Origin of the sequence: Janthinobacterium sp. Mn2066, from assembly GCF_049319705.1 — a bacterium.
Lineage (GTDB): Bacteria > Pseudomonadota > Gammaproteobacteria > Burkholderiales > Burkholderiaceae_D > Janthinobacterium.
The window spans coordinates 159408-182692 of sequence record NZ_JBMOUF010000009.1 but is presented as its reverse complement, the minus strand read 5'-3'; the positions used below and the strand labels follow the sequence as shown (position 1 = coordinate 182692).

At 61.3% G+C, this 23285-nt stretch carries 22 protein-coding genes; 19 read left to right on the top strand and 3 right to left on the bottom strand.

Going from position 1 to position 23285, the window contains the following annotated elements:
* The first annotated feature begins 24 nt into the window (after window positions 1-24).
* The 7 genes from atpE to ACL9RI_RS18940 all read left to right on the top strand — a co-directional run bounded on the left by atpE (window position 25) and on the right by ACL9RI_RS18940 (window position 5836).
* Window positions 25-303, top strand: a complete 279-nt coding sequence (gene atpE / locus ACL9RI_RS18970; RefSeq protein ID WP_183679459.1) for a F0F1 ATP synthase subunit C — start codon at window positions 25-27, stop codon at window positions 301-303.
* Between the two features lie 43 nt (window positions 304-346).
* Complete coding sequence (locus tag ACL9RI_RS18965; RefSeq protein WP_034752697.1) at window positions 347-817, top strand: F0F1 ATP synthase subunit B; 471 nt, start codon at window positions 347-349, stop codon at window positions 815-817.
* A gap of 2 nt (window positions 818-819) precedes the next feature.
* Window positions 820-1365: a F0F1 ATP synthase subunit delta gene (locus ACL9RI_RS18960; protein ID WP_422728054.1), complete on the top strand. Its 546-nt coding sequence runs from the start codon at window positions 820-822 to the stop codon at window positions 1363-1365.
* 78 nt (window positions 1366-1443) lie between these two features.
* A complete protein-coding gene (gene atpA / locus ACL9RI_RS18955; RefSeq protein ID WP_422728053.1) occupies window positions 1444-2985 on the top strand; it encodes a F0F1 ATP synthase subunit alpha in 1542 nt (513 codons plus the stop codon).
* 62 nt (window positions 2986-3047) lie between these two features.
* On the top strand, window positions 3048-3923 hold the full coding sequence (gene atpG / locus ACL9RI_RS18950; protein WP_422728052.1) for a F0F1 ATP synthase subunit gamma: 876 nt from the start codon (window positions 3048-3050) through the stop codon (window positions 3921-3923).
* Window positions 3924-3952: 29 nt separating this feature from the next.
* Complete coding sequence (atpD, locus tag ACL9RI_RS18945) at window positions 3953-5353, top strand: F0F1 ATP synthase subunit beta (RefSeq protein ID WP_422728051.1); 1401 nt, start codon at window positions 3953-3955, stop codon at window positions 5351-5353.
* Between the two features lie 63 nt (window positions 5354-5416).
* A complete protein-coding gene (locus ACL9RI_RS18940; protein WP_183679465.1) occupies window positions 5417-5836 on the top strand; it encodes a F0F1 ATP synthase subunit epsilon in 420 nt (139 codons plus the stop codon).
* A 47-nt stretch (window positions 5837-5883) separates the two neighbouring features.
* Here the strand turns inward: ACL9RI_RS18940 and ACL9RI_RS18935 are convergent, their stop codons facing one another.
* Window positions 5884-6543: a TetR family transcriptional regulator gene (locus ACL9RI_RS18935; protein ID WP_422728050.1), complete on the bottom strand. Its 660-nt coding sequence runs from the start codon at window positions 6541-6543 to the stop codon at window positions 5884-5886.
* Between the two features lie 124 nt (window positions 6544-6667).
* Between ACL9RI_RS18935 and ACL9RI_RS18930 the strand changes: the two genes are divergently transcribed.
* On the top strand, window positions 6668-7651 hold the full coding sequence (locus ACL9RI_RS18930; protein ID WP_422728049.1) for a quinone oxidoreductase family protein: 984 nt from the start codon (window positions 6668-6670) through the stop codon (window positions 7649-7651).
* Between the two features lie 209 nt (window positions 7652-7860).
* On the opposite strand, the gene ACL9RI_RS18925 is transcribed toward ACL9RI_RS18930, so the two are convergent.
* On the bottom strand, window positions 7861-8322 hold the full coding sequence (locus tag ACL9RI_RS18925; protein ID WP_422728048.1) for an Rrf2 family transcriptional regulator: 462 nt from the start codon (window positions 8320-8322) through the stop codon (window positions 7861-7863).
* Window positions 8323-8455: 133 nt separating this feature from the next.
* On the opposite strand from ACL9RI_RS18925, the gene ACL9RI_RS18920 reads away from it, so the two are divergent.
* Window positions 8456-10024 (top strand): MFS transporter, encoded by a 1569-nt coding sequence (locus ACL9RI_RS18920; protein WP_422728047.1) that lies wholly within the window; start codon window positions 8456-8458, stop codon window positions 10022-10024.
* Window positions 10025-10110: 86 nt separating this feature from the next.
* On the opposite strand, the gene ACL9RI_RS18915 is transcribed toward ACL9RI_RS18920, so the two are convergent.
* Complete coding sequence (locus tag ACL9RI_RS18915) at window positions 10111-10665, bottom strand: hypothetical protein (RefSeq protein ID WP_422728046.1); 555 nt, start codon at window positions 10663-10665, stop codon at window positions 10111-10113.
* A gap of 223 nt (window positions 10666-10888) precedes the next feature.
* On the opposite strand from ACL9RI_RS18915, the gene ACL9RI_RS18910 reads away from it, so the two are divergent.
* The 10 genes from ACL9RI_RS18910 to ACL9RI_RS18865 all read left to right on the top strand — a co-directional run bounded on the left by ACL9RI_RS18910 (window position 10889) and on the right by ACL9RI_RS18865 (window position 23278).
* The gene (locus ACL9RI_RS18910; RefSeq protein WP_422728045.1) at window positions 10889-12442 is read left to right on the top strand and encodes an aldehyde dehydrogenase (NADP(+)); all 1554 of its coding nucleotides are present in this window, start codon (window positions 10889-10891) and stop codon (window positions 12440-12442) included.
* A 189-nt stretch (window positions 12443-12631) separates the two neighbouring features.
* Entirely contained in the window at window positions 12632-13792 is a 1161-nt protein-coding gene (locus tag ACL9RI_RS18905) for a fumarylacetoacetate hydrolase family protein (RefSeq protein ID WP_422728044.1), read from the top strand.
* Window positions 13793-13825: 33 nt separating this feature from the next.
* A complete protein-coding gene (locus tag ACL9RI_RS18900) occupies window positions 13826-14593 on the top strand; it encodes an SDR family NAD(P)-dependent oxidoreductase (protein WP_422728043.1) in 768 nt (255 codons plus the stop codon).
* An 11-nt stretch (window positions 14594-14604) separates the two neighbouring features.
* The gene (locus ACL9RI_RS18895) at window positions 14605-16383 is read left to right on the top strand and encodes an IlvD/Edd family dehydratase (RefSeq protein WP_422728130.1); all 1779 of its coding nucleotides are present in this window, start codon (window positions 14605-14607) and stop codon (window positions 16381-16383) included.
* Window positions 16384-16446: 63 nt separating this feature from the next.
* On the top strand, window positions 16447-17448 hold the full coding sequence (xylF, locus tag ACL9RI_RS18890; protein WP_422728042.1) for a D-xylose ABC transporter substrate-binding protein: 1002 nt from the start codon (window positions 16447-16449) through the stop codon (window positions 17446-17448).
* A gap of 74 nt (window positions 17449-17522) precedes the next feature.
* On the top strand, window positions 17523-19094 hold the full coding sequence (xylG, locus tag ACL9RI_RS18885; protein WP_422728041.1) for a D-xylose ABC transporter ATP-binding protein: 1572 nt from the start codon (window positions 17523-17525) through the stop codon (window positions 19092-19094).
* On the top strand, window positions 19091-20233 hold the full coding sequence (locus tag ACL9RI_RS18880) for a sugar ABC transporter permease (RefSeq protein WP_422728040.1): 1143 nt from the start codon (window positions 19091-19093) through the stop codon (window positions 20231-20233). Before xylG ends, ACL9RI_RS18880 begins: the two co-directional genes overlap by 4 nt.
* A gap of 176 nt (window positions 20234-20409) precedes the next feature.
* Entirely contained in the window at window positions 20410-21609 is a 1200-nt protein-coding gene (locus ACL9RI_RS18875; protein WP_422728039.1) for a XylR family transcriptional regulator, read from the top strand.
* A complete protein-coding gene (locus ACL9RI_RS18870) occupies window positions 21606-22385 on the top strand; it encodes a hypothetical protein (protein WP_422728038.1) in 780 nt (259 codons plus the stop codon). The genes ACL9RI_RS18875 and ACL9RI_RS18870 overlap by 4 nt, the downstream gene beginning before the upstream one ends.
* Window positions 22385-23278 carry an SMP-30/gluconolactonase/LRE family protein gene (locus ACL9RI_RS18865; protein WP_422728037.1) on the top strand — a complete coding sequence of 298 codons (894 nt, stop codon included), beginning with the start codon at window positions 22385-22387 and terminating at the stop codon, window positions 23276-23278. Before ACL9RI_RS18870 ends, ACL9RI_RS18865 begins: the two co-directional genes overlap by 1 nt.
* Window positions 23279-23285 lie beyond the last annotated feature (7 nt).

The following is a 23285-nucleotide window of genomic DNA, read 5'->3' as shown; positions in this document are numbered from 1 at the left end:
CGTTTTTAAATTTAGGAGAATTTTATGCAAGCTCTGATCGCACAAGTACAAAGCATGACCGTTCTGGCAGCAGCAATCATCATCGGCCTGGCCGCAATCGGCACCGCTCTGGGCTTCGCTATCTTGGGTGGCAAATTCCTGGAAGCATCGGCACGTCAACCAGAACTGATGCCACAACTGCAAACCAAGCTGTTCGTTATCGCTGGTCTGCTGGATGCGATCTCGATGATCGGCGTTGGTGTTGCTCTGCTGTACACGTTCGCTAACCCGTTCCTGGCTGCTTTGACCGCTGCTGCTCAGTAATTCGCTCCAACCCTAGGAGAAACTTTTAGTTAGGAGCAAAGGTATGGACATCAATATGTCGCTCATCGGCCAGATGATCACCTTCGCGGTGTTGGTCTGGTTCTCGATGAAGTTCGTATTTCCAGCGCTGAACAATGCGCTGGATGAGCGTGCCAAACGAATCGCGGATGGATTGGCTGCGGCCGATCAAGGTCAGGCTTCGATGGCTGTCGCTGAAAAGCGTGCGCAAGAGGCATTGAACAGTGCACGTGAAGAAGCTTCGCAACGCGTTGCGGACGCTGAGAAGCGCGCGCAGCTGGTTGCTGAAGAGATCAAGCAAAATGCACAAGCTGAAGCTGCGCGTATCATTGCGCAAGCCCAGTCGGACGCCGAGCAGCAACTGTCGAAAGCACGCGAACAATTGCGCGCTCAGGTGGCTGACCTGGCTGTTAAAGGTGCAGAGCAGATCTTGAAGCGTGAAGTCAACGCTACGGCTCACGCCGAAATGTTGCAGCGTCTTGCTGTTGAGCTGTAATCATGGCAGAACTCGCAACCGTCGCCCGTCCCTACGCGGAAGCTTTGTTCCGCGTAGCCCAAGCTGGTAAGGAGTCAAGCAACCTCGCGGCGTGGTCCGAACTGGTGTCTGAATTGACACAGATCGGCAGCCACCCCGAGGTACAGGCGTACGCGCGCAATCCGAAAGTTTCGGAAAGCGATGTCGTCGCCACCATCCTGTCGTTGTTGAAATCGCCGCTCAATGAGGAAGTGAAAAACTTCCTCACCTTGTTGATCGAAAATGGCCGCATTAGCCTGCTGCCGGAAATCGGCGCGCAATTCCACGTGCTGAAAAACAGCCTGGAAGGTGCGGCTGACGCCGAGATCACGAGCGCTTTCGATCTGAGCGAAGGCCAAACGGCCGAGCTGGTCGCAACGCTGGAAAAGAAATTCAGTCGTAAGCTCAACCCTGCCGTGACAGTAGATCCATCGCTGCTCGGCGGTGTACGCGTGGTTGTTGGTGACCAGGTGCTCGACACTTCGGTGCGCGCCAAGTTGCAGCAACTGCACGCTGCACTGGTGTCGTAAGACCCGCGCTTCGGCAGGCCAGCTTAGACAGACCCTTACCCCTCGCGCAAGCTGAGAGAAACACTTTTAGGAGTTAGTATGCAACTCAACCCATCTGAAATCAGCGAGTTGATCAAGAGCCGGATCCAAGGTCTTGACGGCGGCGCTGAAGTGCGTAACCAAGGCACGGTTATTTCCGTAGCCGACGGTATCTGCCGCATCCACGGTTTGTCGGACGTGATGCAAGGCGAGATGCTGGAATTCCCAGGCAACACCTTTGGCCTGGCCATGAACCTGGAGCGCGACTCCGTTGGTTCCGTGATCCTGGGTGCTTACGAGCACATCTCCGAAGGCGACACGGTGAAATGCACCGGCCGCATTCTGGAAGTGCCAGTCGGTCCTGAACTGCTGGGCCGCGTGGTCAACGCGCTGGGTCAGCCGATCGACGGCAAAGGCGCCATCGAGACCAAACTGACAGCGGCGATTGAAAAAATCGCGCCGGGCGTGATCGCCCGTGAGTCCGTTTCGCAACCGATGCAAACCGGCCTGAAGTCGATCGATGCGATGGTTCCAGTTGGCCGTGGCCAGCGCGAACTGATCATCGGCGACCGTCAAACCGGCAAGTCGGCTGTAGCGATTGATGCGATCATCAATCAAAAAGGCCAGGGCATGAAATGTATCTACGTCGCGATTGGCCAAAAAGCCTCGTCGATCAAGAACATCGTGCGCTCGCTGGAACAACACGGCGCGATGGAATACACCATCGTTGTTGCCGCTTCCGCTTCGGAATCGGCCGCCATGCAATACATCTCGCCGTACTCCGGTTGCGCCATGGGCGAATACTTCCGTGACCGCGGTGAAGATGCACTGATCGTCTACGATGATCTGTCGAAACAAGCTGTTGCTTACCGTCAAATCTCGCTGCTGCTGCGCCGTCCACCAGGTCGCGAAGCGTACCCAGGCGACGTGTTCTACCTGCACAGCCGCCTGCTGGAACGCGCAGCACGCGTGAACGCCGACTACGTCGAGAAGTTCACCGACGGCGCTGTCAAAGGCAAGACCGGTTCTCTGACGGCTCTGCCGATCATTGAAACGCAAGCTGGCGACGTGTCGGCCTTCGTTCCAACCAACGTGATTTCGATTACCGACGGTCAGATCTTCCTGGAAACCTCGCTGTTCAACGCCGGTATCCGTCCTGCAATTAACGCCGGTATTTCCGTATCGCGCGTCGGTGGCGCCGCCCAGACCAAGGTCATCAAAAACCTGTCCGGCGGTATCCGTACCGACCTGGCGCAATACCGTGAACTGGCCGCGTTTGCGCAGTTCGCATCGGACCTGGACGAATCGACCCGCAAGCAGCTGGACCGTGGTGCACGCGTAACGGAATTGCTCAAGCAAGCCCAATACTCGCCACTGTCGATCTCGCTGATGGCTGTATCGCTGTACTCGGTGAACAAAGGCTTCATGGACGACGTGCCAGTCAAGCAAGTGCTGTCGTTCGAAGCTGGTGTTCACGCTTACATGAAGACCAAGCAAGCTGCTCTGCTGGCCAAGATCGAAGAAACCAAGCAACTCGACAAAGACAGCGAAGCAACTCTGTCGGCGGCCATTGCTGATTTCAAGAAATCCGGCGCATATTAAGCGGCCAGGCGGCGCCCACCCTGAGTGCGGCGCCGCCCTACGCGCAGAAGGAGTAAGGACTCATGGCATCAAGCAAAGAGATACGGGGCAAGATCAAGAGCGTAGAGAATACGAAGAAGATCACCAAGGCGATGGAAATGGTCGCCGCGTCCAAAATGCGCAAGGCGCAAGACCGGATGCGGGCCGCTCGTCCCTACAGTGACAAGATTCGGAATATCGCCGCCAATCTGGCGACCGCCAATCCGGAATACACGCACCCGTTCCTGGCAGCAGCGCAGGGTACGGAAGCCAAGGCAGTGGGTTTCATCGTCGTGACGACCGACAAGGGTCTGTGCGGCGGCATGAACACCAATATCTTGCGTCAGGTGACGTCCAAGTCGCGCGAGCTGGAAACAGCTGGCAACCGGGTTGAAGCAGTCGCTATCGGTAACAAGGGTTTGGGTTTTTTGAATCGCATCGGCGTCAAGGTCATCGCTCACGCGATCCAGACCGGCGACACGCCGCACCTGGATAAATTGATCGGACCTGTCAAGGTCATGCTCGAAGAGTTCCAGGCTGGCAAGCTCGATGCAGTTTATCTGTGCTACACCAAATTCATCAATACGATGAAGCAAGAGCCGGTCGTGGAGCAATTGCTGCCACTGCCAGAAGACAAGATGCAAGCCGACCAGGGTGCCCACGCGTGGGATTACATCTATGAGCCGGATGCACAAACGGTCATCGATGAATTGCTGGAGCGCTATGTAGAAGCGCTGGTGTACCAGGCAGTCGCAGAAAATCTGGCGTCCGAGCAATCGGCGCGGATGGTGGCGATGAAAGCTGCAAGCGACAACGCGGGTAGTGTGATCGGCGAATTGAAGCTGATCTACAACAAGACCCGCCAAGCTGCGATTACCAAAGAACTCTCCGAAATCGTCGCCGGTGCGGCTGCGGTTTAAACGAATTTAACTATATTGAAGGAACGAACATGGCTGATGGCAAAATCGTTCAGTGTATCGGCGCTGTGGTGGACGTTGAGTTTCCACGCAACGCGATGCCCAAGGTATTTGATGCCTTGAAAATGGCAGGCTCGGAACTGACCCTGGAAGTACAACAGCAGTTGGGCGACGGCATTGTCCGTACCATTGCACTCGGCTCGTCCGATGGCCTGCGTCGTGGCATGCAAATCCAAAACACCGGCAAACCGATCATGGTGCCAGTCGGTAAAGCAACCCTGGGTCGCATCATGGACGTGCTGGGTAACCCGATCGACGAATGCGGTCCTGTCTCGCACGACCAGATCGCGTCGATCCACCGCACCGCTCCTGCGTACGACGAACTGTCGCCATCGCAAGAACTGCTGGAAACCGGCATCAAGGTGATCGACCTGGTGTGCCCGTTTGCCAAAGGCGGTAAAGTGGGTCTGTTCGGCGGCGCTGGCGTAGGCAAGACCGTGAACATGATGGAACTGATCAACAACATCGCTAAAGCGCACAGCGGCGTGTCCGTGTTCGCTGGTGTCGGTGAGCGTACCCGTGAAGGTAACGACTTCTACCACGAGATGGCTGACGCGAAAGTGGTCGATCTGGAAAACCCGGAGAATTCCAAGGTAGCGATGGTCTACGGTCAGATGAATGAACCGCCAGGTAACCGTCTGCGCGTAGCGCTGACTGGCCTGACGATCGCTGAATCGTTCCGTGACGAAGGTAAAGACGTGCTGTTCTTCGTGGACAACATCTACCGCTTCACGCTGGCGGGTACCGAAGTCTCGGCACTGCTGGGTCGTATGCCATCGGCGGTGGGTTACCAACCGACCCTGGCGGAAGAAATGGGCCGTCTGCAAGAGCGTATCACGTCGACCAAAACCGGCTCGATTACCTCGATCCAGGCCGTCTACGTTCCAGCCGACGATTACACCGACCCATCGCCAGCAACCACCTTTGCTCACTTGGATTCGACCGTTGCGCTGTCGCGTGACATCGCTTCCCTGGGTATCTACCCAGCCGTGGACCCACTGGACTCGACCTCGCGTCAGCTGGATCCGCTGATCGTTGGTCAAGAGCACTATGACACCGCGCGTGCCGTGCAAACGACCCTGCAACGCTACAAGGAATTGCGCGACATTATCGCAATTCTGGGCATGGACGAGCTGGCGCCGGAAGACAAGCTGCTGGTAGCACGTGCACGTAAGATGCAACGTTTCCTGTCGCAGCCATTCCACGTCGCTGAAGTGTTTACCGGCGCGCCTGGTAAATACGTTTCGCTCAAAGACACGATCAAGGGCTTCAAAATGATCGCTTCGGGCGAACTCGATCACCTGCCAGAACAAGCGTTCTACATGGTCGGCACGATCGAAGAAGCAATCGAAAAAGCCAAGAAACTTAACTAAGTTAAGTTTGGGCCTAACCCCGCCCTAGATTAGGGCGGGGTTCTTCAACCCGATAGGACACACATGGCACACACAATTCACGTTGACGTGGTTTCCGCTGAAGAACTGATTTTTTCAGGCGAAGCAGAATTCGTCGCGTTGCCGGGTGAACAGGGCGAGCTGGGTATCTACCCACGCCACACGCCTTTGATTACCCGCATCCGTCCGGGCGCGGTCCGCATCAAGGTAGTCGGCCAGGCTGAAGAAGAATTCGTCTTCGTTGCTGGCGGCCTGCTGGAAGTGCAGCCGGATACCGTGACCGTCCTGGCCGATACCGCTATCCGCGGTCACGACCTGGATGAAGCGAAAGCGCTGGAAGCGAAGAAGTTGGCGGAAGAAAATATCCACAACAAGGATTCGGGCATTGACTACGCGCAAGCGCAAGCCGAGCTGGCCAGTGCAATTGCACAGCTGGCAGCGATCCAGAAGTTGCGTCAGCATTAATTTGCAGACCAGCAACAATGCAAGAGGCAGCCTTCGGGCTGCCTTTTTTATTGGTGCGGCGGTATCGCCTCGACCAGCCCCAAGGCTGTTGCTTGCAGCAAATAGCGCAGCCGGGGACCAAAGTCGAGCGCGACATGGCCCCATGCCGGTACTTCCTGGTACAGCCGGGCAAGCGTGGGCGCAGGGTGCGATACTTGCCAAGAGCCGGCGGCAAGCATGATCGTGGCTGACAGCAGACTTTGCAGTTGCTGTGTCGTCATGTTGCTGGCCTGAACCAGCGCGCTGACAATCTGGTCGTGTGCGGCGAAGGCATTGGTTTTATAACGCCTGGCCCGCTCGATATCGACAGCGCCTTCCAGGCTCAATGTGACATGCGTCAGCAGATCACAGAAGACGGGGAGTGAAATGATGCTATCGGCAACCACCCCGGCAAGCTCCATCGGCGTCAAGCCGACCCGCGTCCCCACGTTATCCCTGATCACATCGCGCCACCGCATCCAGCAGCGTTCGGCCAGTTCAAGCAATAACTCTTCCTTGTTGGCGTAATAGCGCCGTACCCCCGTGCGGTGCAAGCCGGCACGGTCGGTCACTGCCGCGACGGTGAGCAAACGCACGCCTCCCAGCTCAAGTGCCAGTGATTCCGCTGCGTCGAGTAAATCCTCGCAGCGTTGCTGTTTATCTTCGATGGAACGGGCTCTTTCTTTCATGACACGATTTTAACGCATCTTCCTGTGCGTTACATTAAAAACTGTGCTATCTTCCAGTTAACGCATCATTGTGTGCGTTAACTTTGGAGTGTGCACTCCCAATCTGATTGCAAAGGAAATCCTGATGAAAGCTGTTCTCGCTACGCGCTTCGGCGACCCAAGCGTGCTCGCCGTGACAGAGTTGCCGGATCCGGCGCCCGGCCCTGGTGACATTGCGATTGACGTCAGCCATGCGGCGGTCGGACTGATCGATATCTTTTTCCGCCAGGGGCGTTTCAAGGACATGCCTGGCATGGCTCAGCCGCCCTTCATTCCCGGACTGGAAGTTGCCGGTACGGTACGTGCGCTAGGAGAGGGCGTCACTGGCTTGTCGATCGGTGAAAAAGTCGTGGCAATGTCGAACGGTAGCGGTACGGGCGGCTATGCGTCGGTGTACATTGCGCGCGCTGCCCACACGGTGTCGTTTGACGCCTCCGGGATCGACCCGGCCCTGGCCGTTGCGCTGATACCGAATGCGGCGATGGCGCATATTGCCTTGACCAGAATTGCGCACCTGTCTGAAGGAGAGAGCGTGCTCGTCCATGGTGCGCTCGGCGGCTTTGCTGCTGCGTTCCCGGGCATGGCCAAGCAGCTCGGCGCGTCGCGCGTGGTCGGTACAGTACGCGCGAGCAAGCTCGATGCTGCAGCCCAGACACAGCTGCCATACGACCGTATCGTTGACGCCATGCAACTGCCGGCAATTCTGGCAGACGAAAAGTTCGACATCGTCATCGACCCTGTCGGCGGCGCCGTCCGTGACCACAGCCTGGCGTTGATGCGGCCAGGCAGCCGGCTCGTCGTCGCCGGCAATGCCAGCGGTGATTGGGAGCATCAAGTCAAGACCAATGCGCTGTGGCTGGGGTGCGTGAGCGTGTGCGGCTTCAATATGGGCGCGTATATGGCGGCGCATCCCGAAGCGATACGTCCCGCGCTGGAGGCGGCATTAAAGATGGTCGTCGCCGGACTCGGAAAAACCGTGATCGATGTACTGCCGTTCAGCCAGGCGGCCCTTGCACATGAGAGGATGGAGAGCCGCGCGCTGGATGGCCGCATCGTCCTGGCATTCTAGCAAGCGATGGCGCAATCGCTGTCGGGTGGGCAGATGGTCGTCAGACATCTGCACAACGGTACAAGAGAGGGCTTGTGAACGGCGTATTTGATGGATTCACCCGATGGCGCTTTCCTTTCTCCGCTACCTTTCTTGCCAGGGTTTTTCCCTTGGCCCACGCGACGATACGGTAGCGCGGGGGCCGCTGGGCCTCGCGCAGCAGTTGGTGATCATTGCGAAAGCGCTGGAAGCGAAGACTTTTCACAAGGCTCGGAAAGTTGCGCGTGCTTTTCCGGCGTGAGTAAATCCAGGGTGATTTCGCTGAAGCGCCGTACAAACAACGCTTCAGCCTGCTCCATCGTATCGGCCAGGACATCGTTGACTTTTTTTTGTACGAGACAGTCTGGATGATTCGTTCGACTGCCTATGGCGAATAGTTTCGGCTGGCCGAGAGCGGAATAGACATCGAGCAGAGTGATCTCCCGGAGTGGCCGTGCGAGCATCCATCCTCCACCATGCCCCTTTTCCGAACGGACGTATCCCGCCTCTCTCAAGCCTGCCATCGTTCGTCTGAACACGGGGGGATTGGTCCCCATGCTTTTAGCCAATATCTCCGAGGTGATCGGTTCTGTCGCATGGCCCAGGTGTAACAGTACGTGCAAGACATCCGATAGGCGCGTGTCTTTATTCATTGTCGATCCTTATATCCTATAGCTGAACGGACTTGCCGAGCGTGTTGACATGCAATAAACCATCACGTATCATCAAATGATACTTGATAGATTGTGCTTAAGTATCCTCTATTGATACATGATGGGAGTTTCAATGTCAACGTCGATCAATGTCGTCCCAGACCGGAAGCGGGCCGCTTCCGGATCTGTCGTTCCAATCATCCACGATGCCAGCCAGCGTCGGGTTATTTTGCTGACGGTATGTGTTGCGCTAATGGCCGTGATTGCGGCCGTGACAGGGCTAAATGTTGCTCAACCACAGCTTGCTCTGGACCTGGAGGCGAGCCAAGGCGAAGTATTGTGGATGATCAACGTCTATACCATCAGCCTGGCGGCATTGCTGTTGCCGCTGGGCGCCGTCGGCGACAGATGGGGCCGCAAGCCAGTCTTGCTCCTGGGACTAGTTATTTTTGGCGTGGCCAACATCTCATCGGCACTGGCTCCTGGCGTTGAGGTAATGATTGCTGCGCGCCTTTTCAGTGGCGTGGGGGCAGCCCTGATCATGCCTGTCACTCTTTCGGTCATCACATCGGTTTTCCCCGATGAAGAACGCTCCAAGGCTATCGGTGTGTGGACTGCCGTTGCAGGCGGCGGAGGTATCCTGGGGATGTTCCTCTCGGCCGTTCTGGTCGACTTTCTTTCCTGGCGGTGGCTGTTCGCGCTGCCGGTAGTGCTTGTTGTTGTGGCAGGCCTCATGGCGCGACGCTGCATTCCAAACTGGCGCGAAATACAGGAGCACAAGTTTGATGTTGTCGGCTCGCTGCTCTGCCTGGTGGCCGTCATGGGCCTGATCTTCTTCCTCCATGAAGGGCCGCAACAGGGATGGTGGGCTCCCTCGGTCTTAATCGGCCTCGCCGTCGGCATCAGCGCCACGATCTGTTTTGGTTTCTGGGAACTGCGCCAGCAGGCACCGCTTCTGGATATCAGGCTGTTCCTCAAAGCTGGTCTCGCCAGTGGCTCAGTATCCCTGCTCACCTGGTTTGGCGTGCAAGCCGGTGTCTTTATCGTCCTGTACCCATTCTTCCAGTCTGTGCTCGGTTGGTCTGGCCTACGCTCCACGTTTGCGCTTATGCCCATGGCCATAATGATGATGGCGTTCTCCGGTGTTGCCCCCCGCTTGGCAGCGCGCGTGGGTCCTCGTTTCACCATGGCGGGTGGAATACTCATAGGTGGCGTCGGGCTTGCCCTGATGTCCATGCTTGTTTCGGTGGAGGGCGGTTACCTTTCTATCCTGCCGGGCATGATCGCCATGGGTATCGGCATGGGCCTTGCCATGGCGCCCTCCACTGAAGCCATCACCGCATCCTTGCCGCGCGACCAGCAGGGCGTCGCTTCAGCGCTGAACGATGTGACCAGGGAGTTCGGTACGGCACTTGGTGTTGCGCTGCTTGGGGCGGTCTTTACGGCAGGGTATAGCTCGGCTATTGGCCCGCGCCTACTTGGTTTTCCGCCCGAATTGGCGGCGTCGGCTGGCCGGGGCATTGCAAATGCACTGGCCAGTGCGCGTGGAGGCCAGCCTTACGCCGATGTGGTGTACCGATACGCGCAGGAGTCTTTCGTACAGGGCTGGCAGCAAGCCATGTGGATGGGGGCAGGCGTGATGGCGCTATTGTTTATTTATGTTCTGGCCCGAGGCCCTCGGCAGGAACCAGCGCATGTTTGAAGATAGCGTCTGGTGGGCAGCTCATCCGATATGTCTGGCGCAGGCCTGAATTGCTCCCAGACATTTCGGAATGCTTGCCGCGCGACTTAACTGCACATGCCGTAAGCCTTGCGCTCGTCAAAATAGCGGTAGGTGAAGGTACGCACGGGGTAGCGCTTGCCGCCGACCAGCATGTCGGGCATGGACAGGTCAAAACGCTGCGGCAGCTGGCGTGGCAGTTGCAGGCGGATGCGCCACTGCGTCTCCTTGCTGTTGCCCACAGCGGAAAACATGATGGGCAGCTGGTCGATGACGTCGACGATTTCCGCTTTCTGGCTCATGCCGCGCTGGTAGATGGTGAGGATCTTGGCCGCCGCGAACGGTTCCTTGTGGGGCTCTTCCAGCAAGAAGGACAAGCGTGTAAAACTGGCCTGGGTGCCCACGGGCAACGTAAAGATCAACGCCAGTTCCGTGCCGCCTTCCTTCAGCGTGACGGGCGGCGTGGCGTAGATGCTGATACCGCGCGGCAATTCGAAACGCGAGCCTTCCGTCCACGTCTTGCACTCGGGCGTGGTGGCCTGGTACAGGCTGGGCGCCGTGTAATCGTCGCAAGCGGAAACGAGCAGCAGCAGTGGCAGGGCGAGTAGAGCAGAGCGGCGCATGGCGATCACGGTTGGGGACAGGAGCCGACAGTGTAAGCGATCCACCGGCACGCTACCAGCACAGCTTGTCGTGTTGCGATGCAGCATAATGCTGCCGGACGTGGACCGGCGCTGGCGTTATGGCAGCTATCCGGCATACCATCATGGGCATACGTGTCGCCTGCCGGTGCTCTGAGGTTTGAAGTCTGGGCGGCGCGCCTCTCCACTTTCGCAAAGGAAGCACATGAATTCAATATTGGCTATCAGCGGCGATGCCTTGATCAATGGCCAGGCCGTGCGCGGCACGCAAGCGTCCTTCCAGGCGTTTGACCCTGCGCAGGGCGTGGAAATCGCCCCCGCGTTCTACACCGTCGATAGCAGCCAGATCGACCAGGCTTGCCGCGCGGCGCAGGCCGCTTTCGATCCATTCCGCGCCACGACGGACATGCAGCGGGCCGACTTCCTGGAAGCGATCGGCACGCAGATCCTGGCGCTGGGCGATGCGCTGATCGTACGGGCCATGGCGGAAAGCGGCTTGCCGCGTGCCCGCCTGGAAGGGGAGCGGGGCCGCACGGTGGGCCAGCTGAAACTGTTTGCCGACCTGCTGCGCGAGGGCGCCTGGCAGGATATCCGCGTCGACCAGGCCCTGCCTGAGCGTGCCCCGCCGCGCCCTGAACTGCGTTTGCGCATGATCGGCCTGGGGCCCGTCGCCGTGTTCGGGGCGAGCAATTTTCCGCTGGCGTTTTCGGTAGCCGGTGGCGACACGGCGGCCGCGCTGGCTGCTGGCTGCCCCGTGGTGGCCAAGGCCCATCCGGCCCATCCCGGCACCTCCGAGCTGGTGGGCCGCGCCATCGTGCAAGCGGTGGCTGATTGCGGCTTGCCGGCTGGTGTCTTCAGCTTGTTGACGGGCATAGGCAATGCGCTCGGTGCTGAGCTGGTGCGCCATCCCGCCATCCAGGCCGTCGGTTTTACCGGCTCGCGGCAAGGGGGCACGGCCTTGATGGCGATTGCCGCCGCCCGCCCGCAGCCTATTCCCGTGTATGCGGAAATGAGCAGCATCAATCCCGTGTTCCTGTTGCCGCAGGCGCTGGCCGCGCGCGGCGAATCGATCGCCGCCGGCCTGGCCGCATCGCTGACGAACGGCGTGGGCCAGTTCTGCACCAATCCCGGCCTGGTGTTAGGACTGGCTGGCAGCCACTTTGAGCACTTCAGTTTTAGTGTGGCCAAGGCGTTGGGTGCATTGCCGCCCGGCGTCATGCTCACGCCCGGCATCGCCGCCAACTACCGGCGCGGCGTGGCGCAACTGGCCAGCCAGGATGGCGTGCAAGCCATGCTGGAACCGGTGGCGTCCGACACGTGCAAGGCGTTCCCGGCGGTGTTTCGCACGACGGGCGCGGCGTTTCGTGCCAGCGCCGCGCTGGCCGAAGAAGTGTTCGGCCCGGCCACCTTGCTGGTCGAATGCCGCGATGTCGATGAGATGCTGGCCATTACGGAACAGCTGGAAGGCCAGTTGACGGCCACCCTGCAGATGGATGCCAGCGACCTGGAGGCGGCGCGCCGCCTGTTGCCGGCGCTGGAACGCAAGGTGGGCCGCATTCTCGCCAACGGCTATCCGACCGGCGTGGAAGTGGCCAGCGCCATGGTGCATGGCGGGCCGTATCCGGCCACCTCGGATGGCCGCAGCACGTCGGTGGGCACGGCAGCCATTCACCGCTTCCTGCGGCCCGTGTGTTACCAGAATTTTGATCAGGCCTTGCTGCCGGAAGCCCTGCGCGACAGCGTGCCCGGGCACTCCTGATACCGATGCAGGGAAGAAGAAAAGGCGCTGCGGCGCCTTTTTTTCATGGCTGGCTCTTTGTTGCATTGCAATAAGAATAATCATCAAGCCTTTTGGTGATTTTCGTAATTGCGGTGCGCCAGGGCTGCGCGCAGAATCGGTTCCACCTTGCAGTCATCCGCTTCTTCACCGCGTTTTCGAGAGTCCAGCATGCAGCCGATTTCACCAGCCACCCTCCTGCCCGTCGATCTCAACGCCGCCTTGCTGGTGGGCCGTATCTGGCGTGATGGTCCCTGTGTCATCGTCGTGCGCAGCGGTGAAGTGATCGATATCACGCCAACAGTCGCCACGGTGGCCGACCTGCTCGACAGCGTCGATGCGCCCGGTATCGCCCGCCATGCGCCAGGTGTCTCGCTGGGCCCCGTACAGGCGCTGCTGGAGCAAGCCATGCAGGCGCCGCATGATCAGCCCCTGCTGCTGGTGCCATGCGACCTGCAAGCGATCAAGGCATGCGGCGTGACGTTCGCCGTCAGCCTGCTCGAACGGGTGATCGAAGAACAGGCAGGCGGCGACGCCGCGCGCGCCGCCAGCTTGCGCACCGCGCTGCAAGACACCCTGGGCAGCGATCTGTCCGCCCTGCGTCCCGGTTCCGAAGCGGCGCAGCGCTTGAAGCAGCAACTGCAGCAGCGGGGCGCCTGGTCGCAGTATATGGAAGTGGGCATCGGTCCCGATGCGGAAGTATTCACCAAGGCGCAAGCCATGTCCGCCGTGGGCTGCGGCGCGCAAGTGGGCTTGCTGCCGAACTCCGCCTGGAATAATCCGGAACCGGAGATCGTCCTGGCCGTCAACAGCCGTGGCGAAGTGCTGGGCGCGACCCTGGGCAACGATGTGAACCTGCGCGACATAGAGGGCCGTAGCGCGCTCTTGCTGGGCAAGGCCAAGGACAACAACGGTTCCTGCGCCATCGGTCCCTTCATCCGCCTGTTCGACGATCACTTTACGCTCGATAGCGTGCGCCAGGCCGAAGTGTCGCTGCTGATCGAAGGCGCGGACGATGGTTTTGTATTGGAAGGCGCCAGCTTCATGCGCGAGATCAGCCGCGATCCGCTGGACCTGGTGCGCCAGACGGCGGGCGATTATCACCAGTACCCGGACGGTTTCATGCTTTTCCTGGGCACCATGTTCTCGCCCGTGAAAGACCGCGATATCGCAGGCGGCGGCTTCACGCACCACCTGGGCGACCGGGTCACCATCGCCAGCGCAAAGCTGGGCGCACTGGTCAACCAAGTGCAGCGCTGCGACGCGATCCCGCCGTGGACCTTTGGCGTGCGGGCGCTGTATCAAAACCTGGCCCAGCGCGGCTTGCTCTGATCCGATTTTTACCATAAGAAGAGAGACTTTTTTATGCAGCATGCGACTTACCCCAGCCTGGCCAACAAGCGCGTCGTCATCACGGGCGGCGGCACCGGCATCGGCGTGGCCATCGTCGAGGCGTTCGCGCGCCAGGGCGCCCAAGTCACTTTTCTCGATATCGCCCGCGAGGCTTCGCAGGCGCTGGAAGCACAACTGGCGCACTTGCCGTTGCCGCCCGTTTTCCGCTATTGCGACCTGACCGACCTCGATATGCTGGCTACCACCTTTGCCGACATGGAGCGCAGCGCCGGCGCGGCCGATATCCTCGTCAACAACGCCGCCAACGACGACCGCCACCAGTTGCAGGACGTGACGCCTGCCTACTGGGACGAACGCATCGCCGTGAACCTGCGCCACCAGTATTTTTGCGCCCAGGCAGTGGCGCCCGCCATGCGGGCTAAACGCAGTGGCGTGATCCTCAACCTGGGCTCGATTTCATGGCATCTGGCGCAGGCGAATCTGTCGATCTACATGACGGCCAAGGCGGGTATCGAAGGCTTGACGCATGGCCTGGCGCGCGACCTGGGCGCCGATGGTATCCGCGTCAACTGCATCATTCCCGGCGCCGTGCGCACGCCGCGCCAGGAGCGTTTATGGCATACCCCGGAAGCGGAAGCCGTGATCCTGCAGGGCCAGTGCCTGCAGACGCGCGTCGAGCCGCAGGACGTGGCGGCGCTGGCGCTGTTCCTCGCTTCGGACAATGCGGCCAAATGCACGGGGCGTGAATACTTTGTCGACGCGGGCTGGTACGGCGCATGAACGCCGCCGCCATGACCACCGCCCGTGCGCGCCGCTTCCGCTCGCAGGACTGGTTCGATAATCCCGAGCATATCGACATGACGGCGCTGTATCTGGAGCGCTTCATGAATTACGGGATCACGGCCGAGGAACTGCGTTCGGGCCGGCCCATCATCGGTATCGCACAGAGCGGCAGCGACCTCAGTCCCTGCAACCGGATCCACCTGGAGCTGGCCAAACGCGTGCGCGACGGCATCCGCGATGCGGGCGGCATCCCGATGGAATTCCCGCTGCATCCGATCTTTGAAAACTGCCGCCGCCCCACGGCGGCGCTGGACCGCAACCTGGCTTACCTGGGCCTGGTGGAAATCCTGCATGGCTATCCGATCGACGCCGTGGTGCTGACCACGGGCTGCGACAAGACCACGCCGGCCCAGCTGATGGCGGCCGCCACGGTCGACATCCCCGCCATCGTGCTGTCGGGTGGTCCCATGCTCGACGGCTGGATGGACGGCGAACTGGTGGGTTCGGGCGCCGCCATCTGGAAGGGCCGCCGCCAGCTGGCCGCCGGCGCCATCGACAATGACAAATTTCTGCAGATCGCCGCCGCTTCGGCGCCTTCCGCCGGCCACTGCAACACCATGGGCACGGCGTCGACCATGAACGCACTGGCCGAGGTGCTGGGCATGTCGCTGACGGGCTGCTCGGCGATACCCGCACCCTACCGCGAACGGGGCCAGATCGCCTATGAAACGGGGTGCCGCATCGTCGCCCTGGCGCATGCAGATGTGCGCCCGTCACACATCTTGACACGCGAGGCTTTTCTCGACGCGATCATCGTCAACGCGGCCATCGGCGGTTCCACCAACGCCCAGCCGCACCTGATGGCGATGGCCCGCCATGCGGGCGTGGAACTGCATTCGGGCGACTGGATGGCGCACGGCTACGACGTGCCGCTGCTGCTGAACATGCAGCCGGCCGGGAAGTATCTGGGCGAGCGCTTTCACCGCGCGGGCGGCGTGCCGGCCGTGATGTGGGAATTACTCCAGGCAGGCCTGCTGCACGCCGAACGCCCTACCGTCACGGGCCACAGCATGGCGGCCAACCTGGCCGGACGCGAAAGTGCGGACCGCGAAATGATCCGTCCATTCCATACACCGTTAAAGGAAAAAGCGGGTTTCCTGGCGCTGCAGGGCAACCTGTTCGATTTCGCCATCATGAAAACCAGCGTGATCTCGGCCCAGTTCCGCGAGCGCTATCTGTCGCGCCCCGGCAGCGAAGGCGTGTTCGAGGCGCGCGCCATCGTCTTTGACGGCTCCGCCGACTATCACGCGCGCATCAACGATCCGGCGCTGGCCATCGACGATGGCTGCATGCTGGTGATGCGCGGCGCCGGTCCCGTGGGCTGGCCCGGCTCGGCCGAAGTGGTCAACATGCAGCCGCCCGATTCGCTGCTCAAGGCCGGCATCTTGAACCTGCCGACCCTGGGCGACGGGCGCCAGTCGGGTACTTCGGATAGCCCCTCGATCCTGAACGCCTCGCCGGAAAGCGCGGTGGGCGGCGGCCTGGCGCTGCTGCGCACGGGCGACATCATCCGCGTCGATTTGAACGCGGGCCGCTGCGACATGCTGGTCGATGCACAGGAACTGGTCCGCCGCGCGCAGGAAATGCCGCCGCCGGTCAACGAGAGTGCCACGCCATGGCAGGAAATCTACCGCGCCAGCGTGGGCCAGCTGGAGACGGGCGCCTGCATGGAGCTGGCCCTGAAATACCGCGCCGTAGGGCAGACCCTGCCACGCCATAACCATTGATGTAGGAAGCCGCAGCACCCGTAGTGAAAAACGTTCTTAATAAAATCCACAAGGAGACACGTAATGAACAAGATCATCAGTGCAGCCCTCATGACCGCCATGCTGGCGCTGGCCAGCAGCAGCGCCCTGGCCGATGCGAAAAATCCGAAGATCGGTTTTTCCATCGACGACCTGCGCGTGGAGCGCTGGACGCGCGACCGCGACTTCTTTATCGCTGCCGCCGAAAAGCAGGGCGCCAAGGTCTTTGTGCAGTCGGCTGACGCCAGCGAGCAGCGCCAGATTTCGCAGATCGAAAACCTGATTTCACGTGGCGTGGACGTGCTGGTGATCGTGCCCTTCAACGCGACGGTCCTCAACAACACCGTCAAGGAAGCAAAAAAAGCCGGTATCAAGGTGCTGTCGTATGACCGCCTGATCCTCAATGCCGATATCGACGCCTATATCTCGTTCGACAACGAAAAAGTGGGCGAGATGCAGGCCGAGGGCGTGGTCAAGCTGCAGCCGAAGGGCAATTACTACCTGCTGGGCGGGGCGCCGACCGACAACAACGCCAAGATGCTGCGCGAAGGGCAGATGAAGGTCCTGAAACCCTACATCGACAAGGGCGATATCAAGGTCGTGGGCCAGCAGTGGGTGAAGGACTGGAGCGCTACCGAAGCGCTGTCGATCGTGGAAAACGCGCTGACGGCCAATAAGAACAAGATCGACGCCATCGTCGCCTCGAACGACGGCACGGCTGGCGGCGCCATCCAGGCGCTGGCTGCGCAAAAGCTGGCCGGCAAGGTGCCGGTATCGGGCCAGGATGCCGACCTGGCGGCCGTCAAGCGCGTGATCGCCGGCACCCAGGCGATGACCGTCTACAAGCCTCTGAAAACCATCGCTTCGGAAGCGGCCACCCTGGCCGTGCAACTGGCGCGCAATGAAAAACCGGCCTACAACGCCAGCTATGACAATGGCTTGAAAAAAGTCAGCACCGTGCTGTTGAAACCGACGCCTTTGACCAAGGCGAACGTGAATATTCTGGTCGATGACGGGTTTTATACGAAGGCGCAGCTGGGGAATTGATCCTTGCGTGATGCCGGCTTGTGCGCTGCGCGCCAGGCCGGCCTTTTTCCTGCGTATCCGCAACGAGAGTAAGCATGTCCGACTATCTGCTTGAAATGAAAGGCATCGTCAAACAGTTTGGCGGTGTCCGCGCGCTCGACGGCATCGACCTGCAGGTGCGGGCCGGCGAGTGCATCGGCCTGTGCGGCGAAAATGGCGCCGGCAAGTCGACCCTGATGAAGGTGCTGTCCGGCGTCTACCCGCATGGCAGCTGGGAGGGCGAGATCCTGTGGGAAGGCAAGCCCCTGCGCGCCCAGTCGATCCGCGACACGCAAGACGCGGGCATCATCATCATCCACCAGGAACTGATGCTGGTGCCGCAGCTGTCCGTGGCCGAGAATATCTTCATGGGCCGCGAAATCACCCTGCCCGGCGGGCGCATGCATTACGCGGCCATGTACAAGCGCGCCGACGAGCTGCTGCGCGAATTGAAGATACCGGAACTGAACGTGGCGCTGCCCGTGATGCATTACGGCGGCGGCCACCAGCAGCTGGTGGAAATCGCCAAGGCGCTCAACAAGAATGCGCGCCTGCTGATCCTCGATGAACCGTCGTCGTCGCTGACGGCGTCGGAAATCGCCGTGCTGCTCGATATCCTGCGGGCGTTAAAAGCGCGCGGCGTCACCTGCATCTATATCTCGCACAAGCTCGATGAAGTGGCGGCCATCTGCGACACCATCGTCGTCATCCGCGACGGCAAGCATATCGCCACCACGCCGATGGCGCAGATGAACGTGGAGCGCATCATTGCGCAGATGGTGGGCCGCGAAATGAGCCAGCTGTATCCGCAGCGCGGGCCGCAGCCGGCCATTGGCGAGGTGCTGTTCGAGGCGCGCCACGTGACGTGCATCGACGCCGACAACCCGCAGCGCAAGCGGGTCGACGATGTGTCGTTCAGCCTGCGCAAGGGAGAAATTCTCGGCATCGCGGGACTGGTCGGCGCGGGGCGCACGGAACTGGTTTCCGCCCTGTTCGGCGCCTACCAGGGGCCGTTCCAGGCCGAAATCTGGCTCGATGGCCAGCGCATCGATACCTCGACGCCGCAAAAGGCGATTGCCAGGGGCCTGGCCATGGTGCCGGAAGACCGCAAGCACCACGGTATCGTGCCCGACCTCGATGTGGGCCAGAACATCACCCTGGCCGTGCTGGGCCAATTTGCGCGCGCCACGCGCATCGATGGCGAGGCGGAACGGCTGGCCGTGCGCGGCGAGATCGCGCAGCTGGAGCTGAAGGCGGCCAGTCCCACCTTGCCGATCACCAGCCTGTCCGGCGGCAACCAGCAAAAGGCCGTGCTGGCCAAGATGCTGCTGACGCGCCCGCGCGTGCTGATCCTCGACGAACCCACGCGCGGCGTGGACGTGGGCGCCAAATATGAAATCTATAAATTGATGCTGGCGCTGGCCGACCAGGGCGTGGCCATCATCATGGTGTCGTCGGAACTGGCTGAAGTGCTGGGCGTATCGGACCGCGTGCTGGTGATGGGAGAAGGGCGGCTGCGCGGCGACTTCATCAACGATGGCCTGAGCCAGGAAACCGTGCTGGCGGCGGCGCTGGCCCAGCATCCGGCGCCTGGCGCCAACAATCTACACAAGGAATCCGCCGCATGAAACCTGTCAGCGTAAAACAGCTGTTCACCCAATACAAGATGCTGGCCCTGCTGATCGCCGTGGCGCTGATCTGGGCCTTTTTTTCGTGGAAGACGCAAGGCAGTTTCGTCACGCCGCGCAATCTGTCCAACCTGCTGCGCCAGATGTCCGTCACGGGCATCCTCGCCTGCGGCATGGTGCTGGTAATTATCGCCGGCGAAATCGACCTGTCGATCGGCTCCCTGCTGGGGCTACTGGGCGGCATCGCCGCCGTGCTGGACGTGACGCAGCACTGGCCGCTGGCGCTGAACCTGGCGGCGGTGCTGGGCTGCGGCCTGGTGATCGGCCTGTTGAATGGCTACCTGACGGCGTACCGGGGCATACCGTCCTTCATCGTCGGCCTGGGCGGCATGCTGGCGTATCGCGGCATTTTGCTGGGCATCACGGGCGGCATCACGATTGCGCCCGTCTCCGACCCGCTGGTCTACCTGGGACAAGGTTATCTGCCTGTCTTGCCAGGCATCGCGCTCGGCGTTGGCCTGTTCCTGCTGGCCGCGTTCCTGACATGGCGGCAGCGCGCCAGCCGCGCCCAGCATGGCTTGCCGCAGACGCTGGCCTGGGTGGATGGCGTGCGCGTGATCGTCATCGGCGCCGTGCTGTACGCCTTCGTGCAGACCCTGAATGATTATGAAGGCATCCCCTTGCCCGTGCTGCTGTTGCTGGCGCTGCTGGGATTGTTCAGCTATATCACCAGCCAGACGGTGTTCGGCCGGCGCATCTACGCCGTGGGCAGCAATATGGAGGCGACGCGCCTGTCGGGCATCAATGTGAAAGCCGTCAAGCTGTGGATCTTTGGCATCATGGGCCTGATGTGCGCGCTGGCGGGCCTGATCAACACGGGGCGCCTGGCGGCCGGTTCGCCGTCGGCCGGCACCTTCAGCGAACTGGATGCCATTGCCGCCTGCTTCATCGGCGGCACCTCGATGCGCGGTGGATCTGGCACCGTGTACGGCGCCCTGATCGGTGCCCTGGTAATGGCCAGCCTCGATAACGGCATGTCCATGCTCGATGTGGATACCTACTGGCAGATGATTGTAAAAGGCAGTATCCTCACTTTAGCCGTGTGGGTTGATGTCAGCACACGTGCAGGACGCCGCTAAAAACCTACTGCGCGTCCCACTATCGCCTCTGCGTTGCTCAGCGTACCTCCGTACGCTTGCGCTACTCAAGACGATATTGGACCGCTCGCTACGGTTTTTGGAATTCCGAAAAGGCCAGACTACGCCGTGCGGCGAGGGACGAAAATACGTCCTTGCCGCCACATGGAGGAGACACCATGAAGATGCCGACCGCGCATCGGATTGCGCTGCTGTTTAACGGGAACAAGGTCTACGACCGCGACATCATCGCGGGCATCGCGGCTTACCTGAACACCACGCGCGTGTCGTGGGATTTGTTCCTGGAAGAGGATTTCCGCTGCCGCCTGCCGGGCATCGAGCGCTGGCAGGGCGATGGCATCATTGCCGATTTCGACGATCCTGCCGTCTGCGCGGCGCTGGCGCACAGCCATGTGCCGGTGGTGGCGGTGGGCGGCTCATATGCGCGCGAGGAAGACTACCCCGTGGGTATTCCCTACGTGGCCACCGATAATTTCAAGATCGTCAAGCTGGCCTATGACCACCTGGTGGAAGCGGGCCTCACGCGTTTTGCCTGTTTCAGCCTGCCCGAAGCGGCGGTCAACCGCTGGGCGCAGGAGCGCGAAACGGCGTTTTGCGCACTGATGCAGCGCGACCACATGCGCGCCGATGTGTACCGCGGCCTGGCCACCAGCGCACCCTCGTGGGACGAGGCGGTGGAACAGCAGATCGCCTGGTTGAACAGCCTGGAAAAACCGGTCGGCATCATCGCGGTCAGCGATGCGCGCGCGCGCCAGCTGCTGCAGGCGTGCATGCATGCGGGGATCGCCGTGCCGGAACAGGTGGCCCTGATCGGCATCGACAATGATCCGCTGGCGCGCATGCTCACGCGCATCCCCTTGAGTTCCGTGATCCAGGGCACCGAGGAAATGGGCCGCACGGCCGCCCATCTGCTGCACCAGATGCTCAATGGCGCGCGCCTGTCCGGCACGCGCATCCTGGTGCCGCCGGCCGGTTTGAACGTGCTGGCCTCCACGCGCCATCAACCGTTCCAGCATCCGCAGGTGATGCAGGCGCGTCACTTCATCCGCCAGTACGCCTGCCAGGGCATCAAGACGGAGCAGGTGGCCGATTACGTGGGCGTGTCGCGCTCTTCGCTGGAAGCGCATTTCCGCCATGAGCTGGGACGCAGCGTGCACGATGAAATCCTGCACTTCAAGCTCGATGCGGCCAAGACCCTGCTGGTGCGTGAACCGGGCCAGGTAGCCGAAGTGGCGGTGCGCTGCGGCTTTACCACGGTGCAGTACATGCACGCCGTGTTCAAGCGCGAACTCGGTTGCACCCCGCGCGAATTCCAGCAGCGCAGCCGGCTTGCGCCTGCCCCTGGGCCGGTTGCATGATGCAGGCGGAGGCGGATCTGAGCCACACCTTGCGCAACGGGCGCGGCATGCGCGTGGCCGTCCGCGCGCATGACGCCAGCCTGCTGTCGTGGTGGGCGCCTGACCGCTATGGCCGCATGGCCGACGTGCTGGCGGCAACCGTGCGGCCATCGTCGCCGGCTGGCTGGCAATGCGATGCGTTGACGGAGGCCAGCCTGTCACTGAGCCTGCTGCAAGAGGGTGTCGCTGCGCGCCTGCACTATCGCCTGGACGATGACGGCAGCCTGCATATCGATGGCGAGGTCACGGCCGACACCTTGGCGCGCATCACTTTGCCAGTTCCCGCGTTCAATCTGCGTGGCCAGCAGAGCAGTGTGGGCGACCATGTGCTGCGCCTGGCCGCCAGCCATTATTATTCCAACAGGGCGGCAGCAAGCGAACCGCGCGACGTGGCGGGCAGCGCCTTTGATTTTCGCCAGCCCGCGCCCATTGCGGCCCGGCTGGCCTGGCCCGGTGCAAGCTGCCATGACGGTTTTGACCACATATTTTGCCTGGCCGGCAGCGGTGCTTTACGCGAAGCGGCGACGGTGACCGATCCGGCATCGGGCCGGGTGCTGCGTTTTTTTACGGGCGGACAGCAGCTGCATGTGCTGACCGGTGCCAGCCGCTTTTGCCTGGCGCCGCTGGCGCTGGACATACTGCCTGGCCAGATGGCGCGGCAGATGCTGGTCTACCGCCTGGGCGTGGCCGATATCGATGCGCTGGGCGTCAATCAAACAATCAACAAGGAGACATGATGGAAACACAGGCCGAATTGCTGGTCGATGCGCATAACATCCTGGGCGAGGGCGTGCGCTGGTGCGAACGCAGCGGCCGCGTATTCTGGACCAATATCGAAGGCTGCCGCCTGCATGCGCTGGTGCTGGCGACGGGCGAGCGCCAGCAGTGGGATATGCCTGAACGGCTGGCCTGTTTTGCGCTGACCGACAACGACGACGTGCTGCTGCTGGGACTGGCTTCGCGGCTGGCATGGTTCCAGCTGCATAGCGGGCTCGTGACGCCCTTGCGCGCGGTGGAGGCCGATCTACCCATGACGCGCCTGAACGATGGCCGCTGTGACCGCCAGGGACGCTTTGTCTTCGGTACGCTGGATGAACGTCCTTGCCGCGAAGCGATCGGCAGCTTTTACCGCCTGAACCTGGACCTGAGCCTGGAGCGATTGCCGCTGCCGCCCGTCGCCATCTCGAACAGCATCTGTTTCAGCGTCGATGGCACGGCCATGTATTTTTGCGATTCGATGAAAAAGGCGATTTACCGCTGGGACGATTACCTGGGCGGCGACGCCAGCCGGGTGCGCGTGTTTGCCGTGCTCGATGCGGGTCCCGGTGCGGCCGATGGCGCCACCATCGATGCGCACGACCAGCTGTGGAGCGCGCAGTGGGGGGCGGGCCGCGTGGTGCGTTTTGCACTCGATGGCAGCGTCGAGCGCAGCGTCGGGCTGCCCGTGTCGCAGCCCAGCTGCGTGAGCCTGGGGGGAGCGCAGTATGATGAATTGTTCATCACCACGGCGCAGGAAAACCTGACCCCGGCCCAGTTGCTGGCCGAACCGCTGGCCGGTGGCCTGTTCCACGCGCGCCTGCCTGGTCTGCGCGGTTTGCCGGAGGTGCGCTTTGGCACCGCATTGCTATAGGCCCCGC